Source organism: Bradyrhizobium sp. 160 (assembly GCF_023073735.1).
Classification (GTDB): domain Bacteria; phylum Pseudomonadota; class Alphaproteobacteria; order Rhizobiales; family Xanthobacteraceae; genus Bradyrhizobium.
Window position 1 is genome coordinate 1 of record NZ_JADPKD010000018.1, and the last position, 8610, is coordinate 8610.

At 65.3% G+C, this 8610-nt stretch carries 9 protein-coding genes and 1 pseudogene; all 10 read right to left on the minus strand.

The window, feature by feature from the left end:
• Positions 1-242 (minus strand): annotated as a pseudogene (locus IVA98_RS08555) (TrbI/VirB10 family protein); the annotation flags it as partial.
• On the minus strand, positions 233-1312 hold the full coding sequence (gene trbG, locus IVA98_RS08560; RefSeq protein ID WP_247354641.1) for a P-type conjugative transfer protein TrbG: 1080 nt from the start codon (positions 1310-1312) through the stop codon (positions 233-235). The pseudogene IVA98_RS08555 and the gene trbG, both read right to left, overlap by 10 nt.
• Entirely contained in the window at positions 1309-1998 is a 690-nt protein-coding gene (gene trbF / locus IVA98_RS08565) for a conjugal transfer protein TrbF (protein WP_247354642.1), read from the minus strand. The genes trbG and trbF overlap by 4 nt, the downstream gene beginning before the upstream one ends.
• Positions 1999-2001: 3 nt before the next feature.
• Complete coding sequence (gene trbL, locus IVA98_RS08570) at positions 2002-3363, minus strand: P-type conjugative transfer protein TrbL (protein WP_247354643.1); 1362 nt, start codon at positions 3361-3363, stop codon at positions 2002-2004.
• Positions 3364-3374: 11 nt separating this feature from the next.
• Entirely contained in the window at positions 3375-3680 is a 306-nt protein-coding gene (trbK-alt, locus tag IVA98_RS08575) for a putative entry exclusion protein TrbK-alt (RefSeq protein WP_247354644.1), read from the minus strand.
• Between the two features lie 12 nt (positions 3681-3692).
• Positions 3693-4451: a P-type conjugative transfer protein TrbJ gene (trbJ, locus tag IVA98_RS08580; RefSeq protein WP_247354645.1), complete on the minus strand. Its 759-nt coding sequence runs from the start codon at positions 4449-4451 to the stop codon at positions 3693-3695.
• A 2-nt stretch (positions 4452-4453) separates the two neighbouring features.
• Positions 4454-6886 carry a conjugal transfer protein TrbE gene (trbE, locus tag IVA98_RS08585; protein ID WP_247354646.1) on the minus strand — a complete coding sequence of 811 codons (2433 nt, stop codon included), beginning with the start codon at positions 6884-6886 and terminating at the stop codon, positions 4454-4456.
• A gap of 7 nt (positions 6887-6893) precedes the next feature.
• On the minus strand, positions 6894-7169 hold the full coding sequence (locus IVA98_RS08590; protein WP_247354647.1) for a VirB3 family type IV secretion system protein: 276 nt from the start codon (positions 7167-7169) through the stop codon (positions 6894-6896).
• Positions 7169-7513, minus strand: coding sequence for a TrbC/VirB2 family type IV secretion system protein (locus IVA98_RS08595; RefSeq protein WP_247354648.1), 345 nt, complete (start codon positions 7511-7513; stop codon positions 7169-7171). Before IVA98_RS08595 ends, IVA98_RS08590 begins: the two co-directional genes overlap by 1 nt.
• Complete coding sequence (gene trbB / locus IVA98_RS08600; protein ID WP_249816828.1) at positions 7510-8460, minus strand: P-type conjugative transfer ATPase TrbB; 951 nt, start codon at positions 8458-8460, stop codon at positions 7510-7512. Before trbB ends, IVA98_RS08595 begins: the two co-directional genes overlap by 4 nt.
• Positions 8461-8610: the final 150 nt, after the last annotated feature.

Below are 8610 nucleotides of genomic sequence, written 5' to 3' on the forward strand. Positions count from 1 at the left end.
AGGCCTTCAGGTGAAGGGCGGTTCTGGGTGCTGAGCAACTCTTGCCCGGCCTGCGGCTTGTTGCGAGTCTCAAGCGCGTAGCCGAGCGCGCCCGCGACCGCGAGCGCAGACACGGCGCCGAGACCGATCAGCATCTTGCGCGAGAGGCGCGTAACAGGTGGCCGCTCGCCTCGGAGCCGAAGATCCGGTGGCGCGACGGACGGGATGTCGCTTTGACGTTCATCTTGACTGCCTATCGCCATGCGCGGGGCCTTCCGTCGGTGCGGACGATGCGCACGCGGCGCTCGCTGTCCTTGTCGCCAAGGCGCAATTCGGCGGCGGCGAACAGGCGATCGACGATGTAGTAGTTGCGGTTCGCCCGGTAATTGACGAGCTCAGAGCCGCCAGCCGGACCGATGACGAACAGCGGCGGCATTTCGCCCTGGGCGATTCCGCTGGGGAATTCGATGTAGACCTTATTGCCGTCGTCGAAGGCGCGCAGCGGACGCCAGGCCGGATCATCGCCCTCGATCGCGTAGCGGAAGTTGATCGAGCCGAGATCGACACCGGCTGCAATTGGCGCGGCTGCTTCAGCCGTCGCGTTCTGCTGCCGAAGTGCGATGAGCTGGTCCTCGGGATATTGCCAGGAGACCGAGGCCATATAGGTCTTTTCCGTCGAGCGCAGCTCGAGGAGATAGGTCCGCCGGTCGGTGTTGATGACGAGATTGGTGATCAATTCCGGCCGCGTCGGCTTGACCAAAATGTGGATCTTCTTGCTCGCACCGGCGCCACTCTCGGTATCGCCGATGATCCAGCGCACGGTGTCGCCAGCGGCGACCGGACCGGAGCCGACAAGTTGCTCGCCCTCCTGGAGGGCGACATCGGTGATCTGGCCGGGCGCCGTATAGACCTGATAGAGGGCTCCGCCCGAGAATGGATAGACCTGGACCGCGTTGATAAAGCCGTTGCGGACCGGCTGCACGCGTGCCGCGGCATTGGCCTGTTTGACGCGAACTTTTGGGTCGGCGGCTTCGGGGACGCGTTTGCCGGCGGCGAGCGGTTTCAACTGCGCGGGCAGCGGCAGCGGTTTTGGCAATTCCACGATCTTGACGGGCGCCGGCGGATCAGTGGTGAGCGTCGCCGGTTCAGCGCTGTCGTAGTTGATGTCGGACGGGATGAAATTGTGCGCGCAGCCGCCAAGCCCCGAGACGGACATCAGCAAAGCCACCAAAGCGGACTTACTGAAATACGGATCCCAGTCTTTCCGGCTTTGCTGAATGACGGAGAAACGCGAAGCCGGACCGCCGGCATGCGAGGAAATCGGCGGGGTCATTGTCCCAGCTCCTTCGACCAGTTGATGGCGTTGACATAGATGCCGAGCGGATTCTTGCGCAGCCGATCGGCGTCGGTGGGCGGCTGAATCGCGATGGTGAGGATCGCGGTCCAACGTGTGGTGCCGGCGAGCGCGCCGTCCTGATAGCGGTGCTCTACCCAGGCCACGCGAAAACTGTCGGGCGAGGCGCGGATGACGCTGGAGACGTCGATGGCGACCTGCTGCTTGCCGAGACTGGCGAAGGGGTCGTTGGCCCGGGCGTAATCGTTCAGCGCCATCGCGCCCGCCGTGGTCGTGAAATCATACGCCTTCAGCCAGTTCTCCCGTACGATGATCGGATCGGCCGGCAGCGAGCGCACCATCGCGATGAAGTGGGCCAGGTACCAGGCAATCTGCGGATCGCTCGGCCGGAAGTCGGCGACAGCTGGCGCCACGGCTTGCGCCTCGCCAAGCTTGTCGACCTGCACCACCCAGGGAACGACAGTGCCGTGGGTGGATTGCCAGACGAGCCCGCCAGCGAGGCCGCAAGAAAGGATCAGCGAACCAAAGGCCATCAGTCGCCAGTTCTTAGCCTGCACGCGGGCGGACCCCATGCGATCGTCCCACATCTGCGCCGCGCGCTGATAAGGTGTTTCTGGTTCGGGCGTGCGGCCATAGCGGACCGACGATCGCCTGAAGACTGACATTGCTTATTCTCCTCCCCTGAGGTCGACGGCATGTCCGCCGCCATGGCTGTCGCCGGATTTGAGGGCTTGCGCGGCCGTCTGCGCGCCGTGAACGATCGTCTGATTGCGCTTGACGCGCTGAGCCCAGGCTGGCGGACCTTTCTCGCCCGCCTCTTGAGAAGCGGCGCCATCGTTTGCGGCCGCGCCACGCTCAATGGTCCCCATGGTCGAGGAGCCACCCGTGTTTGCGACACCGGCGCGGGCGCCAGAGGTGAAGCTCTCACTCATTGCACTGACCGCTCTCGCCGCGGCGCCTCCGACGGGAGCTGCCGCCGCGCTCGCCGCAGCACGGCCCGCGCCACCGAGACCGGAGGCAACTCCACCAGCGCCGGACCCGCCGGCTGATGCGAGGCTGTAGGCAGAGAACATACCGCCTGCCAAGGCCGCGCCACCGCGTGCGGCCGCCGCGGCGCCGGAGGTCGCTGCTACCGCTCCCCTCCCGGCCATTCCAAGCCCCGCGCCCGCCGCCATCGCCGTTCCGGCGACGGCAAGGCCGGTGCCGACGGCCGCGCCCGCGCCAAGCTGGGGCGCGCCCGAGACAAGACCGGTTGCGATGCCGGGACCGAAGATGCCGAGGCCGAGCATTGCGAGCGAGGCGAGCACGACAGAGAGCGCCTGCTCGATCGTCGGCTGGCCGCCGGCATAGGCTGACGTGAACTGGGAGAACAGCCCAGTCCCGATGCCGACGATGACCGCGAGCACCATGACCTTCACGCCGGAGGCGACGACGTTGCCGAGCACCTTCTCGGCCAGGAACGCCGTCTTGTTGAAGAGGGCAAAGGGAATGAGGATGAAGCCGGCGAGCGTCGTCAGCTTGAACTCGATCAGGGTGACGAACAGCTGCACCGCCAGAATGAAGAAGGCGATCAGAACCAGGAGCCAGGACACCATCAGGACCGCGATCTGCACGAAATTGGCGAAGAAGCTGGTGAAGCCCATCATCTGGCTGGCGGCATCGAGCAGCGGCTGGCCGGCATCGAGGCCGACCTGTGCCAGCCGGCCTGGCCGCAGGAAGTCTGCGGTCGAGATCGACCAGCCGCCGGCCTTGAGGCCAAGACCGGCGAAGCTGTTGAAGATGACGCCTGAGAGTTTGTTGAAGTTGGTGATGATGAAGGCGAAGAAACCGATATAGAGCGTCTTCTTCACCAGCCGCTGCAGGATGTCTTCGTCGGCGCCCCAGGCCCAGAATGCGCCGGCCAAGGTGATATCGATGACGATCAGCGTCGAGGCGAGGTAGGTGACCTCGCCTTTGATGAGGCCAAAGCCTGAATCGATATACGTGGTGTAGGTATTGAGGAAGGTGTCGATAACGCCGACGTTGTTCACCGCTGGTCTCCTTACCTCACGTTCGTTGCTGGCGACGTGGCCGGCGCGGCCTGTGGCAGCAGAGGCCGCGCCGGCCTGCCGAAGAAGCGCGCGCGGTTCTCCTCCCAGACCGCTCGGCAGTGCGGATCTTCGGCATCCTCTGGCCCAAGCGCGCGGCAGCGGCGCAGCTCGGCCGAGAGATCGTCGGGCGCAGAGATGGCGGGCGCCTCGGATACCGGCCGGGACGCCGGACGCCGGTGGATGTAGGACAGCGTGGCCATGAAGACACCCAACAAGGCGACCATCGCGACTGCGCGCCAGAAATCCGAGCGATCCATAGTCCCACGCCTTTAGTTGCTGCTGAACATGGTGACGTTGCCGGGCTGATAGCCGCCGCGCGTCGCGAAGATCTTGTATTGCTGGGCGCCTTGCGACTCCGTCGCCGTCACGCGCGCCTGCTCCAGCGCGTCCGACCGTCCCTTTACGGCGAGAACCGCGACGAGATCGGACAACTGCTGGGATTGCAGGGCAAGGAGCTGATTGCCGGCTTGAGCTGCCTGTAGCGCGCCACTGGCGGACTGGCTGGCCGTAACCAGCGACGTCATCGCGCCGGCGTTGGTCGGGATATTGCCGACGACGCCGGCCTGCACCTTCAGCGAGTCCTCGAAAGCGCCGACCGAGTTCTGCCAACGAGCTTGGGCGGCGGCGAACAGCGTCGCGTTGGAGCCGGTGGTCGGCGCCGCGCCGTAGTTGCTGGAATACGCGGTCTGAATCTGCTGGACGTTAAAAGAAATGTTCTGCGCTTGCGTGAGCAGCGATTGGGTCCGCGCGATCGTCGACTGGAGCTGAGCCAGCGTCGACATCGGCAGGCTCGCAAGATTCTTCGCTTGATTCACCAGGCTCTGGGACTGGTTGGTCAGCATCTGGATCTGATTGTTGATCTGCTGCAGCTCGCGCGCCGCTGTCAGCACGTTCTGGCTGAAGTTGCTGGGGTCGTAGACGATCACCTGCGCGGAGGCCGGCGCCGTCCAAAGCGGCGGGAGCGATAGGCCAATCGAGAGAGCGGTCGCGGCCATTAAGGCTGCGCGCGATATTTGGCGGGCGGTCATGATTACACCTCCAGGTTTGTCAGGTCGGGGATGAGATCGGCTGCCCACAGGAGCGCGTGATCGGCGAGCCACGCCGGTGTAAAACCCTCGCGGCCGTGCTCGGCGAGCAGCCGTTCGATGGCGGCATGGTCCGCTTTGGAGGATGCCGCGCAGAAGGCGAGCGCAATCGGGCCTAAGCCCAGCTCGAACAGCCGATTGCCGCGTCGCGATTGGCAGTAGTAGTCCCGCTTGGGCGTTGCTCGCGCGATGATCTCGATCTGGCGATCATTGAGGCCGAAGCGCCGATAGATCGCCGTGAGCTGCGGTTCGATGGCGCGCTCGTTCGGCAGGAAGATCCGCGTCGGGCAGCTTTCGACGATCGCGGGCGCAATGTTGCTGCCGTCGATGTCAGACAGCGATTGCGTGGCGAAAATGACGGAGGCATTTTTCTTCCGCAGCGTCTTCAGCCATTCGCGAAGCTGCTGGGCGAAGGCGGGATCGTCGAGGACAAGCCAGCCCTCGTCGATGATGAGGAGCGTCGGCCGGCCATCGAGCCGTCCCTCGATGCGATGGAAGAGGTAGGTCAGGACGGCGGGCGCAGCACCGGACCCGATCAGGCCCTCGGTCTCAAAGGCCTGAACAGACGTGAGGCCAAGCTGCTCCACCTCGGCGTCGAGCAACCGGCCGGAGCGACCGCCGACGCAATAGGGTTGCAGAGCCTGTTTCAGCGCGGTCGATTGCAACAGGACGGTGAGGCCGGTGATCGTCCGCTCCTCGACAGGCGAGGACGCCAGCGAGGTCAGCGCCGACCAGACGTGCTCCTTCGCGGTGGGATCGATGGTGACGCCCTCCTTGGCGAGGATCGCGGTGACCCATTCGGCAGCCCAGGCACGCTCGGCCGCGTCGCCAATGCGAGCGAGCGGTTGAAGCGAGACGGAATCCTCGGCGCTATTGGACAGACTGCCGCCGAGGTCGTGCCAGTCACCACCCATGGCCAGCGCGGCCGCGCGGATCGAGCCGCCGAAATCGAAGGCAAAGATCTGGCTGTTCCGGTAGCGGCGGAACTGGATCGCCATGAGCGCCAGCAGCACGGACTTACCGGCGCCGGTCGGGCCGACGATCAGGGTGTGCCCGACGTCGCCGACGTGCAGCGAAAAGCGGAACGGGGTCGATCCCTCGGTCTTGCCGAAGAACAGCGGTGGCGCCTTGAAGTGCTCGTCGCGCGCTGGTCCTGCCCAGACCGCTGACAGCGGAATCATGTGGGACAGGTTCAATGTGGAGAGCGGCGGCTGGCGAACGTTGGCATAGGCGTGGCCCGGCAGCGAGCCGAGCCAGGCTTCGACCGCATTTACCCCTTCTGGCATGCAGGTGAAGTCACGCCCCTGGATCACCTTCTCGACGAGGCGAAGTTTTTCGGTGGCGCGCCCGGGGTCCTCGTCCCAGACGGTGACGGTCGCGGTGACGTAGGCCTGGCCGACATCATCGGTGCCCAGTTCCTGCAAGGCGAGATCGGCGTCACTGGCCTTGTTGGCCGCGTCGCTGTCGACCAGTGTCGAGGCCTCGTTCGTCATCACCTCCTTGACGATGGCGGCGATCGACTTTCGCTTGGCGAACCACTGTCGGCGAATCCTGGTCAGCAGTTTTACGGCCTCGGTCTTGTCGAGAAGGATCGCGCGGGTCGACCAGCGGTAAGTGAATGCAAGCCGGTTCAGCTCGTCGAGGATTCCGGGATGGGTCGCGGTCGGAAAGCCGACCACGGTAAGCGTGCGGAGATGGTGGCTACCAAGGCGCGGCTCGAGGCCACCGGCGAGCGGCTCGTCCGCAAGCAGCGCGTCGAGCTGCATCGGCGTCTCCGGGACGCGCACGCGCTGATGCCGGGTGGAGATGGTCGAATGCAGGTAAGTCAATGTCTCGCTGTCATCGAGCCAGCCCACCTCGGGCATGAACCCCTCGACCAGTTGCAGGACGCGGTTGGTCCGATCGACGAAGCCGCGCAGCAGCTCGTAGGGATCGACGCCATTCTGCGCGCGGCCCTCATAGAGCCAGGCTTCAATGCGCGAGGCGTCCTCGGCCGGCGGGAGCCAGGCGAAGGTCAGGAAATAGCGGGTCTCGAAGTGCGCGCCGGCTTCCTCGAAAGCGTCCCGTCGCTCGAGATCAACCAGCGCCGATGCCGCATCGCGAAAGGCGCTGTAGGGATAGGTCTGGGCGGCGACGCGCTGGGCTTCAACGAAGATCGCCCAGCCTGAGCCGAGGCGTCGCAATGCATTGTTGAGGCGGGCCGTCACGCCGACCAATTCCGCAGACGTGGCGCTGTCGAGATCCGGACCACGGAAACGCGCCGTCCGCTGGAACGATCCGTCCTTGTTGAGGACCACACCGCGCTCGACCAGAGCGGCCCAGGGCAGGAAGTCGGGAAGGCTGGCGGGTCGATTGCGATACTCAGTGAGGTTCAGCATGGAAGCCTTATGTGGCAAGGTAAGGCGGATAGCGGAGGTGACGCCTGACGACGTCCACGAACTGCGGGTCGCGCTTGGCCGCCCAGACGGCCGCGGCGTGGCCCACGGCCCAGATCAGCGCGCCGGGGATCCAGAGGCGCAGGCCGAGCGCGATGGCCGCCGCCAATGTGCCGTTCGCGATCGCGACGGAGCGCGGGGCGCCGCCCATCAGGATTGGCTCCGTGAGCGCGCGATGAACCGGCGCGAAAAAGCCCGGCACCTCTGGATCGACTATTGCAGCCATCAGACCAGTGCCCCACCCGAGAAAGAGAAGAAAGTCAGGAAGAAGCTCGAGGCAGCGAAGGCGATCGACAGGCCGAAGACGATCTGGATCAGCCGGCGAAAGCCGCCGGCGGTGTCGCCGAACGCCAGCGTCAGGCCGGTCACGGTGATGATGATGACCGAGATAATCTTGGCGACTGGCCCTTGCACAGACTCGAGGATCTGATTGAGCGGCGTCTCCCACGGCATCGAGGAGCCGGAGGCGTGGGCCGCAGGCGCGAAGGCGATGGAGATGAAGGTGATCACCACGACGTCGCTGACGCTGCGACGACGAGCGCGACTGATCGCGGAAGGAAACTGAATCATGATGGGTCTCCGGGAAGCAAGGGTTCGCCGCCCGCCACGGCGGATTGGACACGGTAGTCGCCAGTGGCGGAATCGAGGCCGGCGACGAGAGCAAGTTCGGCGAGACGGCGTTCGCTGCCGCGGCCGCGCAGCACCGCAACGAGATCGATCGTCTCTGCGATCAGCGCCTTGGGAACAGTGAGGACGGCTTCCTGGATGAGCTGTTCGAGGCGGCGAAGCGCGCCTAGCGCGGAGCCAGCGTGAATCGTTCCGATCCCACCGGGGTGGCCTGTGCCCCAGGCTTTAAGGAGCTCGAGGGCTTCGCTGCCCCTGACCTCACCGATCGGAATGCGGTCGGGGCGCAAGCGCAGCGAGGACCGCACCAGATCGGACAGCGACGCGACGCCGTCCTTCGTGCGCAGCGCGACCAGATTCGGCGCGCGGCACTGCAGTTCGCGCGTGTCCTCGATCAGGACCACGCGATCGGCGGTGCCGGCGATCTCGGCGAGCAGCGCGTTGGTGAGTGTGGTCTTGCCGGTCGAGGTGCCGCCAGCAACCAGGATGTTCTTGCGTGAAGCGACGGCGGCCCGCACCGCCGCCGCTTGACCGGCGGTCATGGTGCCGGCGGCGACGTAATCATCGAGTGTAAACACCGCGACGGCGGGCTTGCGGATCGCAAAGGCAGGCGCCGCAACGACGGGCGGAAGCAGTCCCTCGAACCTCTCTCCCGTCTCGGGAAGCTCAGCCGAGACTCGCGGCCTGCCAGCATGGACCTCAGCGCCGACATGGTGCGCGACGAGGCGCACGATCCGCTCGCCATCGGCCGGAGACATCGTCCGTCCGCTATCCTCCAGGCCGCCCGACAGTCGGTCGATCCAGAGCCGGCCGTCGGGGTTGAGCATCACCTCAACAATGGAGGGATCCTCAAGGAACGTCGCTATCGCTGGGCCAAGCGCCGTTCGCAGCATGCGTGCGCCACGCGAGAAGGCTTCAGAATGAAGTGAAGTGCCCGCCACGATCGTTCCCCGTCGAAGGCCAATCGCAACAAGCGATCGCCGACGGGGATGGATAGAAAAGGTAGGAAATGGGTTAGTTCAACAAGTATTCAGCCGTCGTAG